The following is a 26,189-nucleotide window of genomic DNA, read 5'->3' as shown; positions in this document are numbered from 1 at the left end:
GCGCTCAGGGCACGCAAGGGTTCCAGGGCACTCAGGGCACCGCCGGGGCTCAAGGCACACAAGGGTTCCAAGGCAACCAAGGCACCACGGGTGCTCAAGGCACGCAAGGGTTCCAAGGCACCACCGGCGCCCAAGGCACCCAGGGCGACACAGGCGCCCAGGGCACACAGGGGTTCCAGGGCAACCAAGGCAACCAAGGCACCACCGGCGCTCAGGGCACGCAAGGGTTCCAGGGCACTCAGGGCACCGCCGGGGCTCAAGGCACACAGGGGTTCCAGGGCAACCAAGGCACCACCGGCGCCCAAGGCACGCAAGGGTTCCAAGGCAACCAGGGCACACAAGGGTTCCAAGGCACCCAGGGCACACAGGGGTTCCAGGGGTTCCAAGGCAACCAGGGGTTCCAGGGCGCGAGCCCCGGGGCGCAGAGCACGGTCGTCACCAGCAGCGGCACAGGCCAAGCCACTGTCTTTTGTTCCGGCGGTACATTCGCCATCGGCGGCGGCTACCAGACCACGTCGGTACTCGGCCTCCAGATGCTCAACAGCCGTCCTGTCGGGGGTCCCCCGGCTACTGGCTGGCAGGCCGTCTCCAACGGCGTGGGCTCAGTCACCGTCTACGCCGTATGCGCGCCGTGAACCCCCGGGCCGTGACGCCTCATGCTCGGCCGGGCTGCGGTCACCGGCCGCACCGGGCGACGGCCACCGCGAGCATCGTCCGCACAGCCAACGGTGCTTGCCCCTGCCGCCTCAGTCGCGTTACCAGATCGGCGAGGTAGACCCCGGTGAAAACGCGGATCGTCCTGTGGACCGGGCTCGCCGCAACAGTCGTGGTCGCCAATGTGTTCACCGGTTGGGTCCAACTGCTCACAGGGGACCCCAAGATCACACCTTCGACCGGGTCCAGGCCCGCAGCACCTGCGGCCCAGCTCGTCTCGGAGGCGGAGGGACTGCTCCAAGCAGGTATCAAGCAGGGCGAGAACAAGGACTTCTCCGGGGCGACGCGTAGATTCCGACAGGTCCTGGACCTGAACCGCGCCAACAAATTCGCTTGGTACAACCTCGGCGTCATCGCCCAGCACGACAACAGGACGGCCGACGCGCGCGCGGCTTACGACAACGCCCTCAAGATCGATCGGAATTTCGAATCGGCCCTTTACAACAAGGCGATCCTGATCGAGTCGAGCGACACCGATCAGGCGATCGTGATCCTGCACCGGATCGTGGGCGCCAACCCCAAGGCCGCCACGGCCTATCTGCACCTCGGACAGGCCCTGGGGAAGGCGGGCCGTGACGGCGAGGCCGAGGACGCATTCGGCCTCGCCGTCCGCGCCGACCCGTCCCTCCAACAGCTCGTCCCGGAACAGTTCCGGGATTCCGCGAGCGCAGCACCGACAGCCACTCAGGCAGGAACCAAGAGATGACTTCTTCCCCCACCCCGAAGTTCTCTGTCTTCACCCCCAGCCACCGACCGCGTTTCCTGGACGAATGCCTCACCACCCTGCAAGCGCAGACCCGCTCCGATTGGGAGTGGATCGTCCTTCTCAACAACGGCGCGCGATGGCGACCGGAACACCCCGACGACCGTGTCCGGCTGGAGGTCGCGGACGGTGTCCGGGGGGTCGGAGCTGCCAAGCGCCGCGCCTGCGAGTTGGCACGCGGGGAGATCCTCGTCGAGCTCGACCACGACGACCTGCTGGCAACGGACTGCCTGGCGGAACTGGCGAAGGCCTTCGACGAGCATCCCGACATCGTCTTCGCCTACAGCCATACCGCTCAGATCACCGAGGACGGGAACCGGGACGACACGCGCTTCAACGAGGCACACGGCTGGCAGTACGAGGAGGTGGACGTCGACGGTCGCCGGCTGTTGCAGGCCATCGCCATGGCACCGACGCCGCACAACGTGTCGTACATCTGGTACGCCCCCAACCACGTGCGGGCGTTCCGCAAGAACATCTATGAGCAGGTCGGCGGGTACGACGCCACGCGAACGGTGCTGGACGACCAGGACTTGATGTGCCGTCTCTTCCAGGCCGGCGACTTCCACCGGATCCCTCGCTGCCTGTACCTCCAGCGGATGCATCCCGACAACACCCAGCGCGACACCGAGGTCAACGCACACATCCAGCGCGAGACCGTAGCCCTGTACGACAAATACATCGAGGCCAGCACGCTCGCCTGGACCAGGCGGCGCGGGCTGCTTGCGCTGGACCTCGGCGCCGCGCACCGCAAGCCGCTCGGCTACCTGGGAGTGGACCAACGCCCAAGGGACGGCGTCGACATCGTTGCGACGCTGCCCGAGCCCCTGGACCTCCCTGACAACTCGGTCGGCCTGCTCCGGGCGGTGGACTTCCTGGAGCATGTGCCCGCGAAGATTCCCCTGATCAACGAGCTGTACCGCCTACTGGCACCGGGAGGCATGCTCCTCAGCCAGACTCCCAGCTCCGACGGCCGGGGAGCGTACCAGGACCCGACGCACGTCGCCTACTACAACGAGAACTCGTTCTGGTACTACACCGACAACCAATACCGCGCCTTCGTACCGGAGATCCAGGCAAGGTTCCAGAGTTCACGGCTGGTCACCTACTACCCGACTGACTGGCACTCCAGAAACCACATCTCCTATGTGCAGGCCAACTTGATCGCGGTGAAGGACGGCGCCGAACGGTGCGGTGGCCCCCTGCTGGTGTGATGCCCTGAGCGAGGGTCACCGTGGACAAGGCGACCTCGCGATCCGCCCATACCTGCCGAGTGAACCAACCTGGGGCGGAACTGTGTCCCGCTGCCCCACCTTCAGGCCTCACCGCCACCGGCCGGGGCGCCGCCAGGCCCGCCCGGCCGCGGAGACTGCGTGGACGCCGTCGGCGCCGGCCGGCCGGAGCGTCGTGCCGCCCGGGCCGGTCTCTGCCACGCCGGTCAGGTCCGCGCCCTCGGTCGTGAGGATCCGGGTGACCGAGCCGTCCGGCGAGGCTCGGTTTTCGATGACCGCCTTGGCGTTGCGAGCCTGGGGGCCGAGCAACCAGCTCTGGCGGCAGTCGCCGCGGCGCTGGTTGCTCAGCTCGCCGGAGACGAGATCCCAAACCTTTCTCAAGAAGGACTCGAAGCACGCAGGAGAGCATCGGGGGGCGCGGCAGCGCCGACCGGGCCCGGGTGCGGGACGGGCGTCGGCGCTGCCGCGCACCGATCCCTTTTGCTCTAGGAGTATCCGTGAAGGCACTTGTCCTGTCTGGGGGCGCCGGGACCCGGTTGCGTCCCATCACGCACACGTCGGCCAAGCAGTTGGTACCCGTCGCCAACAAGCCCGTGCTGTTCTACGGGCTGGAGTCGATCGCGGCGGCGGGCATCACCGAGGTGGGCGTCATCACCGGGGACACGGACCCGGAGGTGCGGGCGGCCATCGGGGACGGGTCGGCGTTCGGGATCTCGGTGACGTATCTGCGGCAGGAGCGTCCGCTCGGGCTGGCGCACGCGGTGCTGACGGCCCGGGAGTGGCTCGGCGACGACGACTTCGTGATGTTCCTCGGGGACAACTTCCTCATCGACGGGATCACGCCGATCGTCGAGGAGTTCTCCATGACGCGGCCCGACGCCCAGATCCTGCTGACCAAGGTGACCGACCCGTCGTCGTTCGGCGTGGCGGAGGTGGACGGCGCGGGCAAGGTCGTGCGGCTGGAGGAGAAGCCCCTCGCGCCCAAGAGCGATCTGGCGCTGGTCGGCATCTATCTGTTCACGTCCGCGATCCACACCGCCGTGGCCGCCATCACCCCGTCGCGGCGCGGCGAGCTGGAGATCACCGATGCGATCCAGTGGCTGATCGAGCGGGACTTCGATGTACGTTCCATGCTCATCGACGGCTACTGGAAGGACACGGGCACGGTGGATGACCTGCTGGAGGTGAACCGGATCGTCCTGGAGCGGCTGCGCGCGCGACGCGAGGGCAGTGTGGACGCGGACAGCGAGATCGTCGGCCGGGTCTCGGTCGGGCCGAACACGGAGATCCGCAACTCGCGGATCATCGGCCCGGTCGTCATCGGCAGCGGCGCCCGCATCCACGGTTCGACGATCGGGCCGTTCACGTCGGTGGCGGACGACTGCCAGATCATCGACAGCGGCATCGAGTACTCGATCGTCCTGAATGACTCCCGTATCGAGGGGGTGCACGGCGTCGAGGCGTCGCTCATCGGCCGCAACGCGCAGGTGACCGCGGTGCCGAGGGCGCCCCAGGCGCACCGGCTGGTCCTCGGCGACCACAGCACGGCCCGGATCAGCGCATGAAGATCATGGTCACCGGTGCGGCCGGATTCATCGGGTCCCACTTCGTGCGCATGCTGCTCGATCCGCGGCGCACCGATGAGCAGCACCTCGTCACCGCGGTGGACAGCCTTTCGTACGCGGGCAACCTGGAGAACCTCGCCCCGGTCCGCGGCCTCGCGGGCCTGCGCTTCGCACGCGCGGACGTGACGGACGCGGCGGCGATGGAGCGGCTCGCCGCGGGGCAGGACGCGGTGGTGCATTTCGCGGCGGAGTCGCATGTGGACCGCTCCATCGACGGGGGGCGCGACTTCGTGCTCACCAACGTCCTGGGCACCCAGACCGTTCTGGACGCGGCGCTGCGCGGCGGGGTGGGACGGGTGCTGCATGTGTCGACGGACGAGGTGTACGGGTCGATTCCGTCGGGTTCCTGGCCGGAGGAGCATCCGCTGGCGCCCAACTCCCCGTACGCGGCGTCGAAGGCGGCCAGTGACCTGGTCGCGCTGGCGTTCCACCGCACGCACGGCCTGGACGTGCGGGTGACGCGCTGCTCGAACAACTACGGCCCGTACCAGTTCCCCGAGAAGATCGTTCCGCTGTTCGTGACCAACCTCCTGCGCGGGCGGAAGGTCCCGCTGTACGGGGACGGGCTGAGCGTGCGCGACTGGCTGCACGTCGACGACCACTGCCGGGGCGTCCTGCTCGCCCTGGAGCACGGGCGGGCGGGCGAGGTGTACAACATCGGCGGCGGCACGGAGCTGACGAACCGTGAGCTGACCGGGCTGCTGCTCGACGCGTGCGGAGCGGGGCCGGACCGGATCGAGTACGTCGCCGACCGCAAGGGCCACGACCGGCGCTATTCGGTCGACTGGGGCAAGGCCCGGCGCGAGCTGGGCTACGAGCCGCGCTTCGACTTCACGCGGGGCCTGGCCGAGACGGTGGCCTGGTACCGGGAGAACCGGTCCTGGTGGGAGCCGCTGCTGCGCCGCGCGGGCTGAGCCGGCGGCGCGCCCGGCGGGGCGGCTCCCGCCGGCGCCGGGCGCGCCCGCCTAGACCGCGTGCTGCAGGCACGCCAGGAGGCTGCGGGCCTCCACGTTGAGGTAGCCGCTGTGCCGGACGAGGGTGTGCAGCTGGCGCAGGGCGGTCCAGCGGAATCCCGGCGGCGGGGCGGCCGACCGCTGGTGCTCGTCCACCTCGACGGCGAGGTAGCGGTTCTCCGCCTGGTAGAACCGGCCCCCCTCCTCGGAGAGCAGTGTGTCGTAGAGGATGTCCTCGGGCGCCGCGTCGCGGACCAGGTCCAGGTAGCGGGGCTGCTGGTGGGCGGGGCGGCCCTGGAAGTTGGCCGGTACGCACTGGACGGTCGGTCCCAGCTCGACGACGTCCGCGGTGCCGCCCTCGGCGCGCGCCTGGACGAGGACCTCGACGGTGCCGCGCACGCGGGAGACGAGGAAGGCGACCACGCCCCGGTCCTGCGGTGCGATCAGCGGCTGGCCCCAGGAGCCGACCTCCCGGTTGGTGGCGCGCACGGCCGTTCCGATCACCCGGAAGTACCGGTTCTCCTCATGTCCGATGGCTGCCTCGGTACGCCGCCACCGGTCCACCGAGGCGAGCGGGATGAGCCGGGAGGTGAGCGAGGAGCGGCTCTTGGCGTTGTTGAGCCAGCTCTGGATCTCGGCGGTCTCGTACGGCGCCGTGTCGTCGCGGGCGGCCGCCGGCCCGGTCGGGGGCAGGCACGACAGCACGGTGCGGGCATCCATGTTGACCATGTTGTCCTCGCGCAGCAGCGCGTGGAGCTGGCCGACCGTCAGCCACCGGTAGTCGTCGTGGACCTCCACGTCCTCGTCGGTCTCGACGATGACGTTGCGGTTGCGCTTGCGGTAGAAGCTGCCGCCCTGCTCCGAGTGCAGGACGTCGGCGAGCACCCGGCCGCGGCCGGGCTCGGTGAAGAACTCCAGGTAGCGGGTGGAGGCGCCGCCGTGCAGGCGCAGGAAGTTGCTGCGGGTGGCCTGGACCGTGGGCGACAGCTGCAGCATGTTGATGTTGCCGGGCTCCATCTTGGCCTGCACCAGCAGGCACAGCACGCCGTCGATCCTCTTGGCGAGCATCCCGAGGACGCCGATCTCGGGCTGGTCGATGATCGGCTGGGACCACTGGGGCACCGCCCCTTCGGCACCGGACACCCGCAGGCCCCGGATGCGGAAGAAGCCGCCGCTGCGGTGCACCAGGTCACCGGTGTCCTCGGCGAAGCTCCAGCCGTCGAGCTGGGCGAAGGGCACCGGGGTGGTGGTGAATTCGTTGGCGCGGGCCCGGTCCCTGAGCCACTGGTGTATCTCCGGCAGGCCGCCGGTGCTCAAGGTGGCCAGGGTGCGGGCCGATTCCTGGCAGCGCTCTGCCGTCCCCTGACTGGTGTGCGGTTGGTGCACCGCGGGAGGGAGAACCACTGTTGCTGCACCTCTCATCATCGTGATGGGAGGCCCAGCCTGCGCGGTGCGGTTCGAAGTGCGGCGGGGAACCGATCCACTGCGACGCGGACACCCTCTAACCACGGGCCTCGAAGACGTCGGTGAGCAGGCGGCGCTGCATGGCGACGGTGACCGCCGCGGTCCGGTCGTCGACGTCCAGCTTGGCGAACACGCGCACCAGGTGGGTCTTGACGGTGGTCTCGCTGATGTTCAGCTGCCGGCCGATGGCGGCGTTGGTCAGGCCGCGCGCCACCAGGCGCAGGACGTCGAGTTCGCGGGCGGTCGGTGTCTCCTGGACGGGTGCCCGCATGTGGTGGACGAGCTTCGCGGCGATGAGCGGCGGCAGGACCGTCTCGCCCTCGGCGGTGGCGCGGATGGCCGCGGCCAGGGCGTCGGGCGTGGCGTCCTTGAGGAGGTAGCCGGCGGCTCCGGCCTCCACGGCGCGCACGATGTTGGAGTCCGTGTCGTACGTGGTCAGGATCAGCACCCGTACGTCGGGGCACTCGGCGGCGAGCCGCGCGGTGGCGGCGACGCCGTCGAGTTCGGGCATGCGCAGGTCCATCAGGACGACGTCGGGCCGCAGTTCGGCGGCGAGGCGCACGGCCGCGGTGCCGCTGTCCGCCTCACCGACGACCTCCAGGCCGCTCTCGCACGCCAGCAGTCCGACCAGTCCGGCCCGTACCACCGGGTGATCGTCGGCGATCAGCACTCGGATGTTCACGGCCCCGTGCCCCCCTCGATTCGTGTTCCCCGCCGCGCCGTCGGCGCGTCAGCGCTCCCACGCCACCTCGACGGTGACGCGGGTCCCTTCTCCCGGGCGGCTGTCCACGGTCACCGACCCGTTGACCTGCTCCGCGCGCGAGCGCATCCCCCGCAGACCGAAGCCCCGCGCCTGCACGGCGTCGAAGCCCCTGCCGTCGTCGGCTATCTCCAGCAGGACCGATTTCGGATGGTAGCTCAGCCGGACGCGCACACCGTCGGCCGCGGCGTGCTTGCGTACGTTGGCGAGGGCCTCCTGGGCGCACCGCAGCAGGACGACCTGGACGGAGGCGTCGAGTGGCAGCGGTGTTCCGGCGATGTGGGCTTCGGCACGGATGCCGAGCTCCTCGCCCAGGCGCGCGGTGATGTTCTCGATCGCGGTGTCCAGCGGGGCGCTGCGCAGGTGCAGCGGTCCGGTGGCGGTGACCACCGCGCGGACCTCGGCGAGGTTCTCGCTGACGGTCTGCTGGGCGAGACCGAGGCGCTCGCGCACCCGCCCGGGGTCGGTGAACGCGGCGGCGTCGGCGGCACGGATGAGCATGAGGGTGCTGGTGAGGCCCTGCCCGACGGTGTCGTGGATCTCCTGGGCGAGGCGGTGGCGTTCGGCCATCACCCCCGCCTCGTGGTACGCGGAGGTGAGCAGCGCCCGGCTCTCCTCCAGCTCTCTGATCAGTTCGCCGCGGCGGCGGTTCTCGGTCAGCAGCTGGGTGACGAAGAATCCCACGAGCAGGGCGAACAGCCAGGTGGTGGCGGACTGCAGGGCGGCCTCGCCGACCGCCTCGGCACGGAAGTCGTGGTGGCGCAGATAGAGCAGGTCGCTCAGGAGCGTCAGGGCCGCGCAGCAGGCGACGGCCAGGCCGATCGGCGGGAGCAGCGAGAAGGTGGTGGGCAGGACCAGGTAGAGGGCGATGGAGGTGCGGTCGTCGACGGCGGTGAGCAGCACGGTTCCCGCGTAGGCGCTCGCGAGGAAGAGCCGGCCGGCCCGCGGGGTCCTCGCGCCCGACAGCGCGGGGGCGCCCAGGACTATGTAGGAGGCGGCGAGCCCGTACAGCACGAGGTGGGCGTAGAGGGGCGCGCGGTCGGCCCACAGCAGCACCTCCAGGACGATGCCCATCAGGGCGAAGGAGGCGTGCCAGCCCAGCAGGATGCGCAGCAGCCACCCCTGGCCGCTGTCCTCCTCGGGAGCGCGGGCGACGGCGGGCGGGGGTGTGCCGGGCGGGGGCGCGGTGGGGGCGCCGGACCCGTCGCGCGCGGTGGGGGCGCCGGACCCGTCGGCCGCGCACTGCGCGGTGGCGGGAGCGCTCAGCCGTCGTTGCGGCCCTTCCAGCGGAACGTCTTCAGACATACGGCCAATCCCACTACGGCGAAGGCGGTCAGCGCCAACGCGGTCTGTCCGTGACCCCAGCTGTGACCGGGCTCGTACGGCTGGAAGGCATCCGGCAGGAACACCGACCGCATGCCCTGGCAGATCCATTTCATGGGGAAGAAGGAGGCGACGATCCGCAGCGGGTGCGGCAGGTCGTTGAAGGGGACGAACACGCCGGAGACGAACTGCAGCACTATCACGGGCAGGAAGACCATGGCACCGGCGCTCTGCGGCGGCACGTAGCTGCTGTAGGCGAGGCCGAGCAGGGTGCAGCTGACGATGCCCAGCAGGAAGACCCAGGCGAAGGTGGCCCAGCGGCCGGGGTCGGTGGGCAGTTCCAGGCCGAAGAACACGGTGCCCAGGCCCAGCAGGACGATGGCCTGCCCGATGCTGGAGACCAGTACGGCGGCGACCTTCCCGGTGAAGTAGGCGCTCTTGGGCATGGGCGTGGTGCGCAGGCGCTTGAGGGTGCCGTTGGCCCGCTCGCCGATGACCTGGAGGACCATGCTCTGGAAGCTGGTCGACATGATGCCGACGCCGAGCATGCCGGTGACGTAGATCTGCTGGGCGTCCACCCCGCTGTCGCCGATGCGCTGCTTGAAGATCGACGCGAGCAGCACCAGCATGAGGAGGGGCATCGCGAACGTGAAGATCACTTGCCCTTTCTCGCGGAAGAACTGCTTGATCTCCAGGGCGCTGCGCGCCGCCGCGACCTTCCACAGCGGCAGTGCCGGGCGCGGGGTGAGGGTGCGTTGGGGGGCCGTTCCCGCGCTCACGCGTTCTCTCCGATCATGTGCAGGTAGATGTCTTCCAGGGTGGGGCGCGCCACCGTGAGGTGGGGGACGCTGCCGCCGTAGCGGCCGGCGAGGTGGAGCACGGCGGCGGTGGGGTCCTCGGTCTCCATCCGGTGCGGACCCTCCTCGTCGCTCCAGCCGACGACGGCCTTGGCCAGGTGCCGCCCGCCCAGGCGCTGCGGGGTGTCCACGTCGACGATCCGTCCGGCGGAGACGACCGCCACCCGGTCGGCGAGGTGCTCGGCCTCCTCCAGGTAGTGGGTGGTGAGCACGACGGTGGTGCCCTCGCGGCGCAGGTCCGCGATCAACTCCCAGAACTGGCGGCGCACTTCGGGGTCGAAGCCGGTGGTGGGCTCGTCCAGGAACAGCAGCTCGGGACGGCCGACGAGGCCCAGTGCCACGTCCAGGCGGCGGCGCTGGCCGCCGGAGAGCCGGCGCGCGAGCCTGCTGTGCTGCTCGTGCAGGCCGACCGCGGCCATCAGCTCCTCCACGTCGCGGGCGTCCGCGTACAGGGAGGCGAAGTGCGTGAGTATCTCGCGGACGGTCAACTGCGCGTAGTCCTGCGAGTCCTGCAGCACCACACCCACCCGGGTGCGCCAGGCGGCGCCGGCGGTGCGCGGGTCCTCGCCGAGCACGGCGACCTCGCCGCTGTCGTGCTCGCGCAGCCCTTCGAGGATCTCCGTGAACGTGGTCTTGCCCGCGCCGTTGGGACCGAGCAGCGCGAAGACCTCGCCCTTGTCCACGCTGAGCTCGCCCACATCGAGGACCAGCCGCTCGTCATAGCTCTTGCGCACGTCGCGTGCGTGAATCACTCGGTCTGTCAACACGTCAATGGACCCTAGTTCTCGTTTCCTTGCGGCACAGCGTGCTGACGAAGGAGCGTCCGCGTCCTTCGATCGATGGACCCGGGGCGCGCCTCCCGGCAGGCGGACGGCCCGCCGCGCGGCCCCGCCGCCGCCGCGCGTCCCAACCGGCTTGGACACGGCTTCGAGCGCGGCCGACAAGCATGCGGCTCAGCGCATGCCGCGCGGCGACGCCATCCCCGGATGGGCCGCGCGGCGTCGCGGGCGGCCGCAGGGCCGCCTCGGTGCCCGGGGGCGACGTCCGCGCCCGCAGCACCCTGGCTCGTCGGGCTGAGACAGTAAGGAGCGGATCGTGGAGATCATCGGCCGGGGTTTCGTCGCCCAGAACTTTCGCGCCATCGCACACCGGCACCCGGACGCGGTGGTGTACGCCACCGGAGTCGCGTCCACGACCGCGACCTCGTCGGCCGACTTCGACCGCGACGCCGCGCAGCTGTACGACACCATCCGCGCGTGCCGGCGCGGCGGACGGCGGCTTGTGTACCTGTCCACCGCCTCGGCCGCCATGTACGGCCCGTCCGACGGCACGGCCATGGAGGAGGACGGCCCGGTCTTCCCCTCGCTGCCCTACGGCCGGCACAAGCTGGCGATGGAGGTGGCCGTGGCCCGCTCCGGCGTGGACTTCCTGATCTGCCGGATGACGAACCTGGTGGGCGGCTCGCAGCGGCCGCATCAGCTGCTGCCGTCCCTGGTCGCCCAGGTCCGCTCGGGCCGCGTGCGGGTGCACCGCGGGGCGCACCGCGACCTGCTCGACGTCGCCCACGCCCGTGCGGCCATGGACAGCCTGCTGGAGGCGGGGGTCGGCAACGAGGTCGTCAATCTCGCCTCCGGCTTCTCGGTTCCCGTGGAGCAGGTCATCGCGTGCATCGAGGAGCGGCTGGGGGTGCGGGCCGAGCGGGAGACGGTGGCACCGGCGGGCCGGGGTTCGGCCGCACCGGTGTCGATCGCCAAGCTGTCGCGCCTGGTGCCGGGCATCGAGCAGCGTTTCGGGCTGGGCCCGCGGTATTTCGAGAGCGTCGTCGGCCGGTACCTCGCCGCTCCCGTCGCCGCTCCCCTCGCCGTCTGACCGCCGCCCGGCCCCGCGCGGCGCGCCTCACCAGTGCGGCGCGCGCGGCATCCACCGCGGGATGCCGCCCTCGGCGTTGACGCCCTTCTCCAGGAACGCGATGTTGTGGTAGACGTGCATGCCGGTCAGGAACGCCTCGGTCTGCGTGGGGGCGCGGCCCGGTTCGCGCTCGCGCTCCTCGTGGTGCAGGTCGTCGATGAGGGACTTCAGCAGCCCGGTCATGGTGTGCGGCGCGTTCAGGTCCTGGTCGTCGCCGCCGTAGCCGGGCAGGTACGAGGTCCACAGGTCCTCGATGACGTAGAAGCCGCCCGGCCGCAGATGCGGGAACAGCGCCGTGAACGACGTGCGCACATGTTCGTTGATGTGACTGCCGTCGTCGATGATGATGTCGAAGGGGCCGTGCTCCCGGGCCAGGGCGTCCAGACCGGCGGGGTCGTTCTGGTCGCCGCGCAGGATCTGCAGGCGCGGCCCGTTCAGCGCGGACTTGTCGAAGTAGTCGAGGCCGAAAACGGTGCCGCGGTGGAAGTAGCGCCGCCACATCTTCAGCGAGCCGCCGCCGGACGCCGCGTCCGCGTAGCCGCCGACGCCGATCTCCAGCACGCGCACGGGGGCGTTGCGCAGCGGGGCGAAGTGCCGCTCGTAGTGCGGGGTGAACCAGTGCGTCTGGCCCCACTTGTCGGAGCCGTAGCGCAGCGCGAGCGCGCCCAGGTCCGGGGTGCGCGGCGACAGGGCCTCGATCACCAGGGAGGTGGCGGCGGCGATCGAGGGCTGGAGCTCGCGGGGCGGGAACCGCGTGTCGTGCGCGGTGGCGAGCTCGATGCGCCGGGTTCCGGCGGTACGGGCCAGATCGGGCCCCCACAGCTCGCGCACCAGGTCCTTGAGCCGGTAGACGATGCGTACCGCGCAGTCCGCGTGCAGGCCCTCCTCCACGCGGACGGCCCGGCCCGCCACGAGGACCAGGGTGCGGTCGGTGGCCGTGTCGTACCCGTCGTGGTCGATGCGCAGGCCGATGCGGATCTCGTGGGGGTTGGCCGGCGTGTCCATGCGCGTGCGGAGCTCTTCGACGGCGAGCTCGGCGGCGCGGGCCGGCCCCACGGCGTCGACGGCCCTGCGCAGCGACCGGGCGGTGTCCCCGGCGGCGGCGATGAGCTCCTGTATGTCGGCGGTCGGCGAAACCGTCACCGCTCCTCCTCTGATTGGGTGTTGCTGGTCAACTGGGGTTCGTGGAGCCGTAGTTCGCGGCAGATCCGCCGGACCTCCCCGGGCAGGCGCGCGGCCAGCGCGGCCGCGTCCGCCGCGGGGACCGCGTCCTCGCGGTAGCGGAGGATCCCGCCGTGCGCGGGGGGCTGCCACAGTTCGACGGTGAGTTCCGGCAGCGCCCGCGTCTGCGCCAGGTGCAGGTACTCGGCGCGCTCCTCGCCCAGGGCGAGCCGCGCGGGCGGCAGTTCGACCTGCAGGAGGTGTGCCTGGAGCAGGGGGTGCCGGTGGCAGCCCTCGGGCAGCTCGGGCATGATCGCCTCAAGCGGTACGAGCGGCGGACGCATCGCCTCGCGCAGCTGCGCGGCGGCGCTCAGGACGAGTTCGTGGGCGGTGGACGCCTCCGCAGGGGCGCGCAGCGGCAGCATGCTGGCGAAGCAGCCGACCACGGCGGCGGTCTCCTCGGTGAAGCGGCCCGTGGACGGCACCGCTACCACGGGGTCCACCGCGCCGGTGTACGAGCGCAGCAGCCGCACGTACGCGGCGTGGAAGACCGCCATGCCCGTGACGCCCGCGGCGGCCGCCGCCCGGTCGGCGCGCCGGCGCAGCTCCTCGGGGATCTCCAGCGGGATCTCGGCCGCGGGCCCGCTCCAGGGGCGCCGCTCGCCGAGCGGGAAGCGCAGCTCGCGCGCCCCGCGGGCGCGGTTCATCCAGGACCACACCGCCTCCCCGTAGCCCGCGCGGTAGCGGTCCCACTGGTCGGCGGAGGCGCGGTAGTACGACGGCGGGGTGTCGGTGAAGGCGGGCGCGCCCGCGGCGAGCGCGGCGTAGGCCCGCTCCAGGTCGCGCAGGAACAGCCCGCAGGACCAGCCGTCGAACGCGATGTGGTGGACCGCGACGCCGAGCAGGCGCGTGCCGTCCGCGACCGGGAGGAGGGCCGCGCGCACGGGGAGGTCCGCGGTGAGGTCGAAGGGCCGCAGCGCCCACGCGCGGACGGCCTCCCGCGCCTCCTGCGGGGTCGTCGCCGGGGCCTGCGTGGCCAGCACCGCGCCGACTTGGGCGGCGGGCAGGATGCTCACCTCGGGCAGGCGCGGCCCGTCGCGGAAGCGGGCGCGCAGCACCTCGTGGCGGGCGACGACCGCGTCGAGCGCGGCGGCGAGCAGGGCTGTGTCGACGCCGCCCGGCAGGCGGTACACCATCGCGATGACGTCCTCGTCAAGGTGGACCGCGTCACGGGACGCGGCCCAGAAACCCCCCTGCACCAGGGGGACGCGCGCCGGCCGGTGCGCCTGCTCATCGCCGCGGGGCGCTGCCGGGGCGCCGGCGGGCGGGGCCGCGTCGAGCAGGTCGGCGATGTCCTGCGGAGTACGGGCCGTGAGCACGTCGGACGCCTCGACACGGCGGGCCAGGCGCGAGCCGAGCCGGGTGGCCAGACGGATGGCGGTCAGGGACGTCGCGCCCTGGTGGAAGATGTCCTCATGCGGCGCGACGGGGCGCCCGAGCAGTTCGGCCAGGGTGTCCAGGACGAGGCGGGCAACGGCGCCCCGGCCGCCGAACTCAGTGCTCTGCGGGGAGGCCTGGCCGTTCTCGGCGAGCGCCGCCAGCGCCTTCTGGTCGACCTTGCCGTTCGTGGACAGCGGGAGCTCGGCCAGGGGGATGAGCAGGTCCGGCACGAACGCCGCGGGCAGGCGGGCGCCGAGCGAGCCGCGCACGGTGTCGGCGGGCACGGTCGCGGACGCACAGGAGTAGAACGCGGCGAGCTGCGTCTTGGCGGGTGCGTCCAGGGGGAGGGCGAGCGCGCACGCACGGGTGACGCCGGGCACGGACTCGATCAGCCGCTCGATCTCCTCGGCCTCGATGCGCAGGCCGCGGACCTTGAACTGGCGGTCGCGGCGGCCGAGGAACAGCAGCCGTCCGTGCTCGTCCATGCGGGCGATGTCACCGGTGAGGTAGACGCGGCGCGGCCCGTCCGGCAGGGCGATCACGGGGAAGCACCGCCGGGTCTCCGCGTCGTCGCCGAGGTATCCCAGACTCAGCCCGTCACCGGCGACCGCGAGCTGCCCCCTTTCGCCTCGGGGGACGACGCGGTGCTCCTCGTCGAGGAGGTAGACGGCGGTGTTCGCCACCGGGGTGCCGATGGGGACCTCGTCGGGTACCTCCGCGTCGGCGGTCCAGGCCGCGCTGCTGATGGTGTTCTCCACCGGCCCGTAGTCGTTGACCACCCGCAGCCCGGGGTGCGCCGTACGGCAGCTCCTGATGTGCCGCGCGGAGGCGCGTGCCCCGCCGGTGAGCAGCAGCTCCAGCCCGTCGAATGCGCCGGGGTCGTCCTCGACCAGCGCGTTGAACAAGGTGGCGGGCAGCGCGAGGGTGTTGACCCCGCCGCGCACATGGGCGCGTAGGGCGGCACCGGTGAGGTGGCCGCCGTCGTGGATGACGCAGGTGCCGCCTCTCAGCAGCGGCACCCACAGCTCCAGCGCGAAGACGTCCCAGGCGGGCGAGGCGACTTGGAGCGTCGTCATGGGCCCGGCCAGTACGTGGGCGGGGTCGAGTGCGGTGCGCACGATGCCGCGGTGCGGGGCGAGGGCGGCCTTGGGTTCGCCGGTGGTGCCGGAGGTGAAGAACACGCAGCACGCCTCGTCGAAGGGCCCGGTGGGTGCGGGGTCCGCCGCCCCGGGGGCGAGGAGGTCCGCGATGCGCGCCGTGGGCACGCCCCCTGGCGCCGCGTCCGGGTCGTCGGTCAGGCACAGCACCGCGCCGGTGCGGCGCAGCAGCGCGTGGCAGCGGTGCCGGGGCCAGTCCGCGGGGACACACGCGTAGGCCGCGCCCGTCATCAGGACGCCGAGCAGCACGCTCACCATCCCCGGCGAGGGGGCGGTCCGCACGGCCACCACGTCATGGGGCCCGGCGCCGAGCGCGCCGAGGCGGGCTGCGACGGTGCGTGCGGCGGCGACGAGTTCGCCGTAGGTGACGGTGGTGTCGTGCGTCCGCAGGGCCACCGCGTCGGGCCGCTCGGCGGCGCGGCGCTCGATGATCTGCTCGACACGGTCGCCGTCCGGATAGGCGACGCGCGGGCCGTGGGACGCCGAAAGGGGGCGGTTGCCCGTCAGCATCTGGCTCCTCTCGATGGGGGCGCGCCCTCGGGTGGGGGCCGTGGTGACCGCGTCGGCCTGGCCGGCCGCGCTGGAGCCGATGTTCGTGCGATCGCTTCAAGTTCCGTTCGAAACGCGGTCTCGCAGCCCGGGGCCGACACCGGCGGACCGGTCGACGGACACGGCGTCCTCCGGTCGAAGGACGCCGCAATTCGATCTTTGGAACCTCATGGAGCTCCTGGGCCGCGGGACAGACTCGTGCCGTACCCACCCACTCCCCCAGGACGAGGAGTCCTTCCCATGAAGCTCCAGCACACCGCCCGCAAGGGTCTCGCTCTGGCCGGCCTCGGGCTCGCCGCGACCCTGGCCCTGAGCACCTCGGCGTCCGCAGCGCCCTCCCTGTCCGTCAGCCCGAGCTCGGCGCTGTCCGACGGCCAGAAGGTCACGGTCTCGGGCAGCGGTTACACGCCCGGCTCGACGATCGTGCTGCTGCAGTGCGACGCGGACAAGCCGCAGGGCACGGCCTGTGACAAGCCCGGCCTGGTCGCGGCGACCGCTGACGCCCAGGGCGGCATCAAGGTCACCTTCACCGTGCACAAGAAGTTCACCGGCAGCGACCTGAGCGGTGGCGGCGCCACCTCCAAGGTCGACTGCTCCTCGGGCCACTGCACCATCGGCGCCACCGACGCCTCCAAGCCCGGCTCCCAGGGTGCCGGTGTGGTGCTCACCTTCGCCTGAGCCCGGCCGGCCCGTCCGAAAAGCCCGCTTCGCCGCCCCGGCCCCCGCGGGGCGGCGAAGCGTTTCTTGAGGGTGCCGACGGCCGCACTCATCGAATCCCAAAGGATTTTCGAGTCGGCGTCCTCAGGATGGACGCGATGACAGTTGGCGGTACGGCCGCGGCCCGCGCGGTTCTCCCCGGCGTGTCAAAGAGTCCACACCACTTCGCAGAACGAGGACCACCATGCTCGCCGAGATGCTCGCCAGGACCGGTAAGTCACTGCTCAAGGATGTTCCGCCGGACGGCCGCCGTTACTGGGCGGCCCGGTTCTGGGACCGGGCGGCCGCGGAACAGCACCCGCTGCTGCGCGACCACTTCCTGGAGCAGAAGGACACCATCGCCGGCTACCTCAAGCACCACGGGGCGCAGACCGAGAAGGTCCTGGAGTTCGCCTGCGGCACGGGCGAGTTCACCGCTCTGGCCGCCGAGCACACTCCCGCCGGGACCATCACCGCGCTGGACATCTCGGCGCAGGGCCTGGAGATCGTCCGCAAGCGCGTCACGCACGACGGCCTCAACCTCGTCTACGGCGACTTCTGGGCAGAGAACAAGGTCGGCACCGCGGACCTGGTGATGTGCATCGACGCCATCCACCACCTCGGCGACGTGCGCCAGGTACTGGAGCGCATGAAGACCTTCGTGGCCCCCGGCGGCGTCCTGGTCGGCAACCTGTGGACCGGCGACCACTTCCACGACTTCGAGCGCCAGCGGTACGGCACGCTGAACCACCTGGGCCGCACGGCCGGCTTCTTCGGCACCGCCGCCGCGATCCGCCTGTCCGGCGGCAAGCTGCGCACCGGCGCCTACCGCACGCAGCTCCTGCCGAGCTGGGAGAGCGCGGCGATCCTGCGCGAGGTGTTCGGCGAGGTGCTGGAGCTCGACGTGCACCGGTACTTCATGTCGTTCGTCGTCAAGCCGTAGCACGAACGCCGCATGCGCGGGCCGCCCCGGTCGGGGCGGCCCGCGCATGTGTGTACCCCGCGCGAGGGAGGGTCACGCCGAACGTACGGTGTGCGCCTCGCGGGCGACGGCGTCCAGGAGGACCGCCTGGCGTACGAGCTGCTCGTGCTCGCGGGCGTGCTCGGCGGGGTTCGCCGTCAGCTCGGCGAAGCGGCGGACGGTGTTGGTCCACTGGTCGTCGGCGGGCAGGACGCGCTCCTCGACGTGGTCCTGGCGCTCCATGCGCAGCACCGGGCGCGTCGTGGCGGGCGGGGTGAAGGCCCAGCTGAGCGAGATGCGCCCGGACTCGCCCCAGATCGCGTAGGTGTTGCGGTAGGCGTGCACGAAGCCGAAGGAGCACTGGGCCGCCACGCCGCGGGCGTCGCTCAGCAGCGCGGTGCCCGCGACGTCCACGCCGGCCTCGGCGTCGACGGTGAGCGTCGAGCCGAGGACCGAGGGCGTCTCGCCGAGGAAGAGCTGGGCGGCGCGCACCGGGTAGCAGCCGGCGTCGAGCAGGGAGCCGCCGCCGAGTTCGGGGTGGTGGCGGATTGTGGAGCGGTCGGCGAGGGGGAAGCCGAACTCTCCGGTGAACAGGCGTGGCCGGCCGATCGCGCCTTCCGCGACGAGCTGTTGGACCACGGTGTGCTGGGTGTGCTGGAGGAAGGTGAAGTTCTCCATGAGCAGCAGGCCCCGGTCGGCGGCGAGGCCGGTCAGGCGGCGCGCGGCCCGCGGGCACGCCGTCGCCGCCTTCTCCACCAGCACGTGCTTGCCGGCCTCCAGCGCCGCCGTCGCCCACCGCTCGTGCATGCTGATGGGCAGGGGGATGTAGACCGCGTCGATGTCGTCGCGCTCAAGCAGCCGCTCGTATCCGGTGAGGGCCACGCCGCCGAAGCGGTCGGTGAAGGTCCGGGCCTTCTCGCCGGTGCGGCTCGCCACGGCGGCCAGACGCATCCCGCCGGCCAGCAGGGCGGGGATCGTGCGGCGTGCCGCGATGTCGGCGCAGCCGAGCACGCCGAAGCTGATGCCGTCCCCGCTCACCAGCGGACAGCCAGGCGCTCGGGCCGCGGGAAGGCGGTGGCCAGGTGCCAGGTGAGGTCTGCGGCCGGGTGGGCCAGGCGCAGGGCGACGCCGCGGCGGACGAGCGCCTCCAGGAGGACGTGCAGCTCGATGCGCGCGAGCGGCGCGCCGAGGCAGAAGTGGATGCCCGCGCCGAAGGCGAGGTGCTGGTTGTGCTCCCGGTCCAGGTGCATGCGGTCGGGGTCGGGGAAGACGGAGGCGTCGCGGTTGGCGGCGTTCATCAGCGGGATCACGGCTTCCCCGGCGCGCACGGTCACCTCGCCCAGGGTCACGTCGCTGGTGGCGATGCGCAGCGAGCCGAAGCCGGACGCGACCTGGCTGTAGCGCAGGGCTTCTTCGACCGCCGCCGGGATCGCCTCGGGGTTCTCCAGCAGCGTCTCGTAGCGGCGCGGGTCGTCCAGCAGGTGCAGGAGCAGGTGGGAGATCGCGGCGGTGGTGGTGTGGTAGCCCGCCACCAGCAGCGTCATCGCGAAGGTCAGGAGCTCCTCGGTGCTGAGGGCGTCGTCCTCCTCCTGGGCGCGCAGCAGCCGGGTCAGCAGGTCGTCGCCGGGGGCTGCGCGCTTCGCCGCGATGAGCCTGCCCAGGTAGCCCATGAGGTTGCGGGCCGCCTCCTGCGTGGCGGCGGCATCGGCCCCCGCCGCGGGGCTGCCCGCGGCCACTGTCAGGATGCGGTCGCTCCACTGGCGGAACTGGTCCTGTTCGTGCGCGGGGATGCCGAGCAGCTCGCAGATGACCCGCACGGGCAGCGGCAGGGCGAGCGCGGTGAGGGCGTCGGCCTCACGGTCCTCGGCGCTCAGCATGGCGTCGACGAGCTCGTCGGCGATCTCCTTCACGCGCGGGCGCAGCGGGTTCATACGGCGCTGGGTGAACTCCCCCGACACCAGGCGGCGCAGCCGGGTGTGGTCCGGCGGGTCCATGGTGACCAGGGAGGTGGACCCGCGGTGGATGGGGAGCAGGCGGGGGGCGTCGGGCGCGGTGGCGGCCTGCTTGCTGAAGCGGGGGTCGGTCAGGGCGGTGCGCACGTCCTCGTAGCGGGTGAGCAGCCAGCCGCTGTGACCGCCGGGCAGCTGGACGCGGGCGACGGGCTCCTCGGCCCGCAGCCGTGCGTAGATCTCCAGTGCCTCGCCGGGCGAGGTCACGGCGAAGGGGAACGTGCGGGCGGGGTCGGCTGCGGCCATGGGGACTCCGTAGGTTGGGGGCGGGCGGCCCGGTCGAAGGGCCGGCGACGGCTCATCGTGGGGGCGGCCGATCCGGATCCGTTGGAGAGCGGCTGTGGCGGCCGCCCCGCCTCACCAGTCGGTGCGTCGGCGGGCGCGCAGGAAGGCGCCGTGGGGGCCGGCGTCGGGGAGGGTGGCCGCCCAGACGATGTCGGCGGCCGCCTCGTCGGGCTCGACGGTGGCGCCGGGCATCATGCGGGTGCGGACGCGCCCGGGGTTGACGGCGTTGACGAGGACGCCGCTGTCGCGGGTCGCGGTGGCCAGCAGCACGGTCACCGCGTTGAGCGCGGCCTTGGACACCGCGTAGGCGGGGGTGCCCGCGTGCAGGCCGTGGCTGAACGCGCCGGTGCCGCTGGAGAGCATGACGACGCGCCCCCAGCCGCGTTCGAGCATGCCCGGCAGGAATGCCTGCGACACCCGCAGCGCGCCGAGGGTGTTGACGGCGAGGGTGTCGGCGACGAGCTGCGGAGGCACCTGGTGGGGTGGCGTGCCGTCGTCGAGGAGGACGCCCGCGTTGTTGACGAGGATGTCGACGGGCCCGACGCGCTCGTGCGCGGCTCGTACGGAGGCGTCGTCGGTGACGTCGAGGACGACGGGGACGGCGCCGGGGCCGAGGCGGCGCGCGGTCTCCTCGGCGGCGGCGCGCGAGCGTGCCGCCGTGATGACGTGGTGGCCCTCGGCGAGCAGGCGGGCGCTGACGGCGAGGCCGAGGCCGCGGTTGGCGCCGGTGACCAGGGCGGTGCGCCGCGTCACGCTTGCGCCAGCCGTTCGCGCAGCGCGTCGGCGAGGAGGGTGAGCTGGCGCGGGTCGGCGTCGCAGGGCAGGAGGACGAGTTCGTCGCAGCCCGCTTCGGCGTACGCGGCCGCGGCGTCGGCCAGCGCCTGGGGGGTGGTGAGGGCTTCGCCGATGACGCGGCGTGTGTAGGGGCCCATGCCCTGGTAGCAGCCGCCGAGGTAGCGCTCCACGGAGGCGGCGGCGCCCTCGCCGAGGGCGAAGTAGGCCAGGGCCACCACCCGCGGGCGGTCGGTGCGCCCGGCCTCGCGCCAGGCGTGGCCGAGGCGGGCGAGGCGGTCGGGGAACGGCTCGGCCGATCCGCTTCCGGAGATCCAGCCCTGGGCGTGGCGGGCGGCGCGGCGCATGGCCGCGTCGGAGTGCCCGCCGATCAGCAGCGGCGGTGCGCCGTCGGGCAGCGGGGGGCCGACGGGCCCGGCTCCGTGGCTGGCGCCGCCCTCCCAGATGTCGCGCACGGACGTGAGGAGGGCGTCCAGGTCCCGGCCGCGGGTGCGGTACGGGGCGCCGGTCGCCGTGTAGTCGTCCTCGCGTCCGCCCACGGCGAGCCCCAGCGTGAGCCGTCCGCCGGCGATGCGGTGCAGCGAGGCGGTCTGCTTGGCCAGCACCGCGCTCCCGCCTCGGGCGGCGGCGAGCAGGACCGTGGTGGTGAGGCGGATACGGCCGGTCACGGCCGCGGCGGCGGCGAGCGTGATGAGCGGGTCGTAGTTCTCGTAGACGATCCGGTCGAGCACTCCCAGGCTCGCGAAGCCGTGTTCCTCGGCCCGCACGGCCCAGCCGGTGAGTTGCTCCGGGCCCGTCCCGGGGATCATCGCGGGCAGGCCGACACCGATTTGCATACCGAAGCTCCCGGCATTCGACGACAACGTCCCGGCATCGTGTCCCGCGCCCTTCGAGGGCGCGTCGGATGCGGATCGCGGTCGCGCCCGCTGTGCGGGCGGCCGGGGCGGCGGCGGCTTGAGCCAGCGTGGAAGCGTCCTCCAAGGCGGCCCGCGACGCTGGGCCGGGCGCTGTGCGCCCCTCAACGCCGCCGCACCCGTGCCGTCGTACGCGTGCGGCGGACCGCCTTGTTCTGACGTGTTCGGAAGGAAGAGCAGTCTTCTGATGAGGAACAGTACTGCGCCGTTCTTGAGGCGCGCCGTCGCCTCCGGTGCCGCCCTCGCCGCCCTGGCGGGCGGACTCGCCCTGGGGGCCGCTCCGGCCTCGGCCCAGCCCCGGGCCCCGTTCGCCGCCGCCGCGCCCGCCCGCGTGGCGCTCTCCGGCGTCCAGGCCGTCCGCGACGCGGACGGCACCTACCACCTGACGTGGACCACGAGCGCCCCCGCGCGGGCCACCCGGGTCTACGCCTCCACCAGCCCGGCGCTGCGGCCCGGCCACCGCAGCCTGGTCGCACGGGCGAACGGCACCACCGCCGCCGTGCACGGACTCGACCCGGTCGCCCGCTGGTACTTCGCCCTGGTACCCGACGGCGGCACGGCGACGACGACAGCCGTGCGCGCCGTGACGCTGGACGGGGTCACCAACTCCCGTGACCTGGGCGGCTATCCGGCACAGACCGGACTGCGCACCAGGTGGGGCTCCGTCTTCCGCTCCGCCCGGCTGACGCCCGCCACCGATGCGGGCAAGGCGCAGCTGGCCGCGCTCGGCCTCACCGAGGTCGTCGACTTCCGCAGTACGGCCGAGACGGCCCGCGAAGGCATGGACCCGCTGCCGCCCGAGGTCGTGCAGGTCCATGACCCGGTCGGCGACCCGGACCAGGCCGTGCCACCGGCCACGGAGCCCTCGGGCGACCCGATCGCCGACAACTACCGCCTGTTCGTCTCCAACCCCAACCTGCGCAAGCAGTTCGCCGACGGCCTCACCCGCGCCGCGGACGACGGCCAGCGGCCCCTGATGTTCCACTGCACCGGCGGCAACCACCGCACCGGCTGGATGTCGGTCGTCCTGCTCAAGGCCCTCGGTGTGCCCGACTCCGTGGTCCGCCAGGACTACCTGCTCTCCCTGGGCACCTCCGACGCCTACCTGAACGCCGCGTACGACCAGGTGAGCCGCGACTACGGCTCGTTCTCCGACTACCTGGCCAAGGGACTGGGCATCACGCCCCGGACGCTGTCCGCACTGCGTGCCGCGCTGCTTGAGCGCGGATGAGGCGGGCCTCATGAGCATCGTGACGACACCCGCGCCGAAGAGCGGGCACGACACCGAAGTCCTCGTGGTCGGCGGGGGGCTGACGGGATTGTCGGCCGCCGTGTTCCTCGCCTGGCACGGGGTCGCGGTCACCGTGTTGGAACGCCACCCCGGGGCGCTGGTGCACCCTCGCGCGCGCAGCATCAACCCGCGCACCGCGGAACTGCTGCGCCAGGTGGGCCTGGGCGAGGCGATAGCGCGCGAGCACGGGTACGAGAGCCAGCTCCCCTCGGTGCACATGCTGCGCGCCGAGACCCTCGCGGGGCGCGAGATCGGCCGGACGGAGCAGCGGCCGCCCGCCGCCGCCCGCGACGGGCAGCGGGTCAGTCCCGCCGCCTGGGGCGTGATCGACCAGGACAGGCTGGAGGGGGCGCTGCGCGCCCACGCCGAACGCCTGGGCGCGCAGGTCCGCTTCGGCCATGAGCTGACCGCCCTCGACCAGGACGCCGAGGGCGTCACCGCCCAAGTGCGGGGCCGCGACGGAGGCGCGTACACGCTGCGCGCCGCCTATCTGTGCGGCGCGGACGGGCATGCGAGCGTCGTCCGCGAGGCGGCGGCCATCGCGCTGCGCGGGCCGGGCGCGCTGAGCCACATCGTCAGCATGGTCTTCGACGCCGACCTGTCCGGGCCGCTGCGCGGGCGCCACGACCCCGGACGCGGCACCTTCATCGCCTCGTGCCATCTGCGCACCCCCGCGGACGGCACGGTCCTCTTCCCGCACGGCGCGCCGCACCGCTGGGTGTTCAACACCCCGGTGTTCCCCGAACGCGGGGAGCGGTTCGAGGACTTCGACGAGGCGCGGTGCACCGAGGCGATCCGCGCGGCGATCGGCGTTCCCGATCTGCCGGTGACGCTGGTGCCGCAGCTCGCGGACGGCACGAAGGTCCTGGGCTACCGGATCGGTGCGGCCGTGGCCGACTCGTTCCGCTCCGGCCGCGTCTTCCTGGCCGGTGACGCCGCGCATGTGATGCCTCCGACCGGCGCGTTCGGAGCCGGGACCGGCATCCAGGACGCCCACAACCTGGCCTGGAAGCTGGCCGCGGTGCTGCGGGGCCGGGCGGAGCCGGAGTTGCTGGCGACGTACGACGCCGAGCGCAGGCCGGTGGCCGACTTCACCCTCGGGCAGGCGCTGCTGCTGATGCGTCAGCGCGGCGCCCTGACGGTCCCGCTCGCGGACGAGCCGCAGCCGGCGGAGTACGACGCGGTGGTCTTCGGCTACCGCTACCGCTCCACCGCCGTGCTGGACGAGGCGGACGACGGCGGACCGGCGCTCCCGCCGGGCATGCTCACCGGTCAGCCCGGCACGCGCGCACCGCACGTGCCGTTGCCCGGCGGGGAGACGGCGTCCTCGCTGGACTGGTACGGGCGCGGTTTCGTGCTCCTGGTCGCGGACGCCGGCGGGGTGTGGGCGTCGGCGGCGCGGGCGCTCGGCGGCCGGGACCTCGTGGTGCGCGCGCTCGACGGCGAGGGCGCCGGCCTGCACGGGATCCCGCCGGCCGGGGCGGCGCTGGTGCGCCCCGACGGTTTCGTCGCCTGGCGCGGTGGCGACCCGGGCGGGCATCCCGCCCGGGTCCTGGCCGAGGTGCTGGACCGGGCGGGCTGCCGCGCGCTCGTCGCGTAGCCCGGGCAGGGGAAAAGGGGCGGGGGCCACGGGCCCCCGCCCCTTTTCCTGTCGCCCTGTTCAGGAGACCAGAGCGGTCAGCACCTCGTGGAGGACGGCCGTCGGGTCCGCCTCGTCGCCCGCCGGGGAGCGCCAGGCCACGAAGCCGTCGGGGCGCACCAGGACCGCGCCCGTACGGGAGACCCCGTAGGCGGCGGCCCAGTCGGCGCCGTCCTCGGCGAGGCCGCCCGCACCGATGCGGTGGCCACGCAGCGGGACGGACGTCCGCGCGGCGACGGCGCCGGCGGCGTCGTACCAGCGCTCGTCCGCGCTGAGGAGGGTGAACGCGTCGGCGAACAGGTCGAGCGTGGAGATGCGTTCGCCGTCGCGGCGCAGCCACACATGCGGGGCCCGGGTGCCGGGCGCGCCCGACAGGTCCAGGCCCGGCAGCAGGGGCGCGGCGTGCGCGGGGCCGGCCACGGCCGTCGAGGTGTAGCGGTAGCCGAGGGTCACGACGATGTCGTCGACCATCGCGTCCTCGGCGCCGTCGGCGGCCAGCCCGTGACGGATGCGGTTGCGCAGCAGCGCCTGCTCGGCCATGGCCGTGCCCAGGGGACGGCGTTCGGCGTCGTAGCTGTCGAGCAGCCCCTCATGTGCCCAGCCCTTGAGGACGGCGGCGAGCTTCCAGGCCAGGTTGTGCCCGTCGTGGATGCCGGTGTTGGCGCCGAAGCCCCCGGCGGGCGGGTGCACATGGCCCGCGTCGCCCGCGAGGAAGACCCGGCCGACGCGGAAGGTCGCGGCGACCCGCTGGGCGCCCTCCCAGGGCACCGTGTCGACGATCTCGACCTCCAGGTCGGGGACGCCGCTGGCGTCGCGGACGACCTGGACGCAGCGCTCCTCGGTGAAGTCCGCCGGGGACTCCCGTTCGGGGTCGTACAGGGCCGCACCCGCCCAGGGGTCGCAGCCGTGCAGCCGCGACAGCGTCATCACGGTCGGGCCGCCGGTGGCGTAGCACAGGATGAACTTCCGTCCCCCCATGACCTCTTCGAGGCGGGGGGCGCGGAAGTAGATGCTCAGCGCGTGGAAGACGGTGCCCCGGCCGTGCTGGGCGATGCCGAGCCGCCGGCGTACGGGGCTGCTCGCGCCGTCGGCTGCCACCAGGTAGTCGGCGCGCACCCGGCGCTCGGTGCCGTCCTCGCGCGAGCGCAGGGTGGCGGTGACGCCGTCGGCGTCCTGTTCCAGGTCGACGAGCTCGGTGCGGAACAGGGCGGTGGCCCCGCCGGCGCGGGCCTGTTCCAGGAGCACGCGCTCGTACCGGTCCTGGCCGCAGCCCATGATGGTGACCGGGCTGATGTCCGGGCCGTCGAGGGCGGGCGCCTCGACCACCTCGGCCCGGTCGATCTCCGCCAGGGTGCGGGTGCGCAGGATGCCGCCCTCGAAGTAGGGGCGGGTGTCGCCCATCTCCAGGGCGCGGATCTCGCGCTCCAGCCCGGCGGAGCGGAACAGCTCCAGGGTGCGGGCCTGGATGCCGGGCGCCCTGGGCAGGCGCGAGGTGGCGCCGCGGCGCTCGACCAGCAGGGGCTCGATGCCGTGCCGGGTGAGGAACAGGGCGGTGGACAGGCCGACCGGGCCGCCACCGACCACCAGCACCGGGACGTGCTCGATCGTTTCGTCGGCGCCCGCGGGTCCGGTTCCCGCGGCCGTGGTGTTCTCCGTCATTTCGCTCTCTTCGCTGGGACGCTCGGGCCGTGCGGCC

Annotated in this window: 23 protein-coding genes; 10 read left to right on the top strand and 13 right to left on the bottom strand. The window is 72.8% G+C overall.

Annotation, left to right across the window (positions count from 1 at the left end; all coding sequences use genetic code 11):
• The 3 genes from ACZ499_RS14380 to ACZ499_RS14370 form a co-directional block, all read left to right on the top strand.
• Positions 1-635 (top strand): hypothetical protein (locus ACZ499_RS14380; protein ID WP_468674947.1); only part of this gene is annotated, 635 nt, incomplete at its 5' end.
• Between the two features lie 146 nt (positions 636-781).
• The gene (locus ACZ499_RS14375; protein ID WP_468674946.1) at positions 782-1,420 is read left to right on the top strand and encodes a tetratricopeptide repeat protein; all 639 of its coding nucleotides are present in this window, start codon (positions 782-784) and stop codon (positions 1,418-1,420) included.
• Positions 1,417-2,691, top strand: coding sequence for a glycosyltransferase (locus ACZ499_RS14370; RefSeq protein ID WP_468674944.1), 1,275 nt, complete (start codon positions 1,417-1,419; stop codon positions 2,689-2,691). The genes ACZ499_RS14375 and ACZ499_RS14370 overlap by 4 nt, the downstream gene beginning before the upstream one ends.
• A 108-nt stretch (positions 2,692-2,799) precedes the next feature.
• Here ACZ499_RS14370 and ACZ499_RS14365 read toward each other — a convergent pair whose 3' ends face one another.
• Positions 2,800-3,090, bottom strand: coding sequence for a hypothetical protein (locus ACZ499_RS14365; protein WP_468674942.1), 291 nt, complete (start codon positions 3,088-3,090; stop codon positions 2,800-2,802).
• Between the two features lie 116 nt (positions 3,091-3,206).
• Here ACZ499_RS14365 and ACZ499_RS14360 point away from each other — a divergent pair, with 116 nt between their 5' ends.
• The gene (locus tag ACZ499_RS14360; RefSeq protein WP_468674940.1) at positions 3,207-4,274 is read left to right on the top strand and encodes a glucose-1-phosphate thymidylyltransferase; all 1,068 of its coding nucleotides are present in this window, start codon (positions 3,207-3,209) and stop codon (positions 4,272-4,274) included.
• Positions 4,271-5,248: a dTDP-glucose 4,6-dehydratase gene (gene rfbB, locus ACZ499_RS14355; protein ID WP_468674938.1), complete on the top strand. Its 978-nt coding sequence runs from the start codon at positions 4,271-4,273 to the stop codon at positions 5,246-5,248. Before ACZ499_RS14360 ends, rfbB begins: the two co-directional genes overlap by 4 nt.
• A 51-nt stretch (positions 5,249-5,299) precedes the next feature.
• Here the strand turns inward: rfbB and ACZ499_RS14350 are convergent, their stop codons facing one another.
• The 5 genes from ACZ499_RS14350 to ACZ499_RS14330 all read right to left on the bottom strand — a co-directional run bounded on the left by ACZ499_RS14350 (position 5,300) and on the right by ACZ499_RS14330 (position 10,425).
• Positions 5,300-6,604, bottom strand: a complete 1,305-nt coding sequence (locus ACZ499_RS14350) for an NDP-hexose 2,3-dehydratase family protein (protein WP_468674937.1) — start codon at positions 6,602-6,604, stop codon at positions 5,300-5,302.
• Positions 6,605-6,788: 184 nt separating this feature from the next.
• Entirely contained in the window at positions 6,789-7,433 is a 645-nt protein-coding gene (locus ACZ499_RS14345) for a response regulator (RefSeq protein WP_468674935.1), read from the bottom strand.
• A 48-nt stretch (positions 7,434-7,481) separates the two neighbouring features.
• Entirely contained in the window at positions 7,482-8,816 is a 1,335-nt protein-coding gene (locus ACZ499_RS14340; RefSeq protein WP_468674933.1) for a sensor histidine kinase, read from the bottom strand.
• Positions 8,774-9,613 (bottom strand): ABC transporter permease, encoded by an 840-nt coding sequence (locus ACZ499_RS14335; RefSeq protein WP_468674931.1) that lies wholly within the window; start codon positions 9,611-9,613, stop codon positions 8,774-8,776. Before ACZ499_RS14335 ends, ACZ499_RS14340 begins: the two co-directional genes overlap by 43 nt.
• Positions 9,610-10,425 (bottom strand): ABC transporter ATP-binding protein, encoded by an 816-nt coding sequence (locus tag ACZ499_RS14330; RefSeq protein WP_468674929.1) that lies wholly within the window; start codon positions 10,423-10,425, stop codon positions 9,610-9,612. The genes ACZ499_RS14335 and ACZ499_RS14330 overlap by 4 nt, the downstream gene beginning before the upstream one ends.
• A 361-nt stretch (positions 10,426-10,786) precedes the next feature.
• On the opposite strand from ACZ499_RS14330, the gene ACZ499_RS14325 reads away from it, so the two are divergent.
• A complete protein-coding gene (locus ACZ499_RS14325; protein WP_468674927.1) occupies positions 10,787-11,560 on the top strand; it encodes an NAD-dependent epimerase/dehydratase family protein in 774 nt (257 codons plus the stop codon).
• A gap of 27 nt (positions 11,561-11,587) precedes the next feature.
• Here the strand turns inward: ACZ499_RS14325 and ACZ499_RS14320 are convergent, their stop codons facing one another.
• Both ACZ499_RS14320 and ACZ499_RS14315 read right to left on the bottom strand, forming a co-directional pair.
• A complete protein-coding gene (locus tag ACZ499_RS14320) occupies positions 11,588-12,742 on the bottom strand; it encodes a hypothetical protein (protein ID WP_468674925.1) in 1,155 nt (384 codons plus the stop codon).
• Positions 12,739-15,867 carry an AMP-binding protein gene (locus tag ACZ499_RS14315; RefSeq protein WP_468674923.1) on the bottom strand — a complete coding sequence of 1,043 codons (3,129 nt, stop codon included), beginning with the start codon at positions 15,865-15,867 and terminating at the stop codon, positions 12,739-12,741. The genes ACZ499_RS14320 and ACZ499_RS14315 overlap by 4 nt, the downstream gene beginning before the upstream one ends.
• A 279-nt stretch (positions 15,868-16,146) precedes the next feature.
• Here ACZ499_RS14315 and ACZ499_RS14310 point away from each other — a divergent pair, with 279 nt between their 5' ends.
• Both ACZ499_RS14310 and ACZ499_RS14305 read left to right on the top strand, forming a co-directional pair.
• Positions 16,147-16,584, top strand: a complete 438-nt coding sequence (locus tag ACZ499_RS14310) for an enediyne antibiotic chromoprotein (RefSeq protein ID WP_468674920.1) — start codon at positions 16,147-16,149, stop codon at positions 16,582-16,584.
• Positions 16,585-16,807: 223 nt separating this feature from the next.
• Positions 16,808-17,545 (top strand): class I SAM-dependent methyltransferase, encoded by a 738-nt coding sequence (locus tag ACZ499_RS14305; protein ID WP_468674918.1) that lies wholly within the window; start codon positions 16,808-16,810, stop codon positions 17,543-17,545.
• A 72-nt stretch (positions 17,546-17,617) separates the two neighbouring features.
• On the opposite strand, the gene ACZ499_RS14300 is transcribed toward ACZ499_RS14305, so the two are convergent.
• From ACZ499_RS14300 to ACZ499_RS14285, 4 genes are all read right to left on the bottom strand, one after another.
• Positions 17,618-18,601, bottom strand: coding sequence for a Gfo/Idh/MocA family protein (locus tag ACZ499_RS14300; protein WP_468674916.1), 984 nt, complete (start codon positions 18,599-18,601; stop codon positions 17,618-17,620).
• Positions 18,598-19,818, bottom strand: a complete 1,221-nt coding sequence (locus ACZ499_RS14295; protein WP_468674913.1) for a cytochrome P450 — start codon at positions 19,816-19,818, stop codon at positions 18,598-18,600. The genes ACZ499_RS14300 and ACZ499_RS14295 overlap by 4 nt, the downstream gene beginning before the upstream one ends.
• Positions 19,819-19,929: 111 nt before the next feature.
• Positions 19,930-20,610, bottom strand: coding sequence for an SDR family NAD(P)-dependent oxidoreductase (locus ACZ499_RS14290; RefSeq protein ID WP_468674911.1), 681 nt, complete (start codon positions 20,608-20,610; stop codon positions 19,930-19,932).
• Positions 20,607-21,485, bottom strand: coding sequence for an LLM class flavin-dependent oxidoreductase (locus ACZ499_RS14285; RefSeq protein ID WP_468674908.1), 879 nt, complete (start codon positions 21,483-21,485; stop codon positions 20,607-20,609). The genes ACZ499_RS14290 and ACZ499_RS14285 overlap by 4 nt, the downstream gene beginning before the upstream one ends.
• A 265-nt stretch (positions 21,486-21,750) precedes the next feature.
• Between ACZ499_RS14285 and ACZ499_RS14280 the strand changes: the two genes are divergently transcribed.
• Together ACZ499_RS14280 and ACZ499_RS14275 are read left to right on the top strand one after the other, a co-directional pair.
• Positions 21,751-22,794: a tyrosine-protein phosphatase gene (locus ACZ499_RS14280; protein WP_468674905.1), complete on the top strand. Its 1,044-nt coding sequence runs from the start codon at positions 21,751-21,753 to the stop codon at positions 22,792-22,794.
• Positions 22,795-22,804: 10 nt separating this feature from the next.
• Positions 22,805-24,454, top strand: coding sequence for an FAD-dependent oxidoreductase (locus tag ACZ499_RS14275; protein ID WP_468674903.1), 1,650 nt, complete (start codon positions 22,805-22,807; stop codon positions 24,452-24,454).
• 60 nt (positions 24,455-24,514) lie between these two features.
• Here the strand turns inward: ACZ499_RS14275 and ACZ499_RS14270 are convergent, their stop codons facing one another.
• Entirely contained in the window at positions 24,515-26,152 is a 1,638-nt protein-coding gene (locus tag ACZ499_RS14270) for an FAD-dependent oxidoreductase (protein ID WP_468674900.1), read from the bottom strand.
• Between the last annotated feature and the right edge of the window lie 37 nt (positions 26,153-26,189).

It is taken from the genome of Streptomyces sp. NPDC031265 (assembly GCF_055570295.1).
Note: the sequence above shows the minus strand (reverse complement) of the source record. Positions and strands in the feature narration are given on the sequence as shown.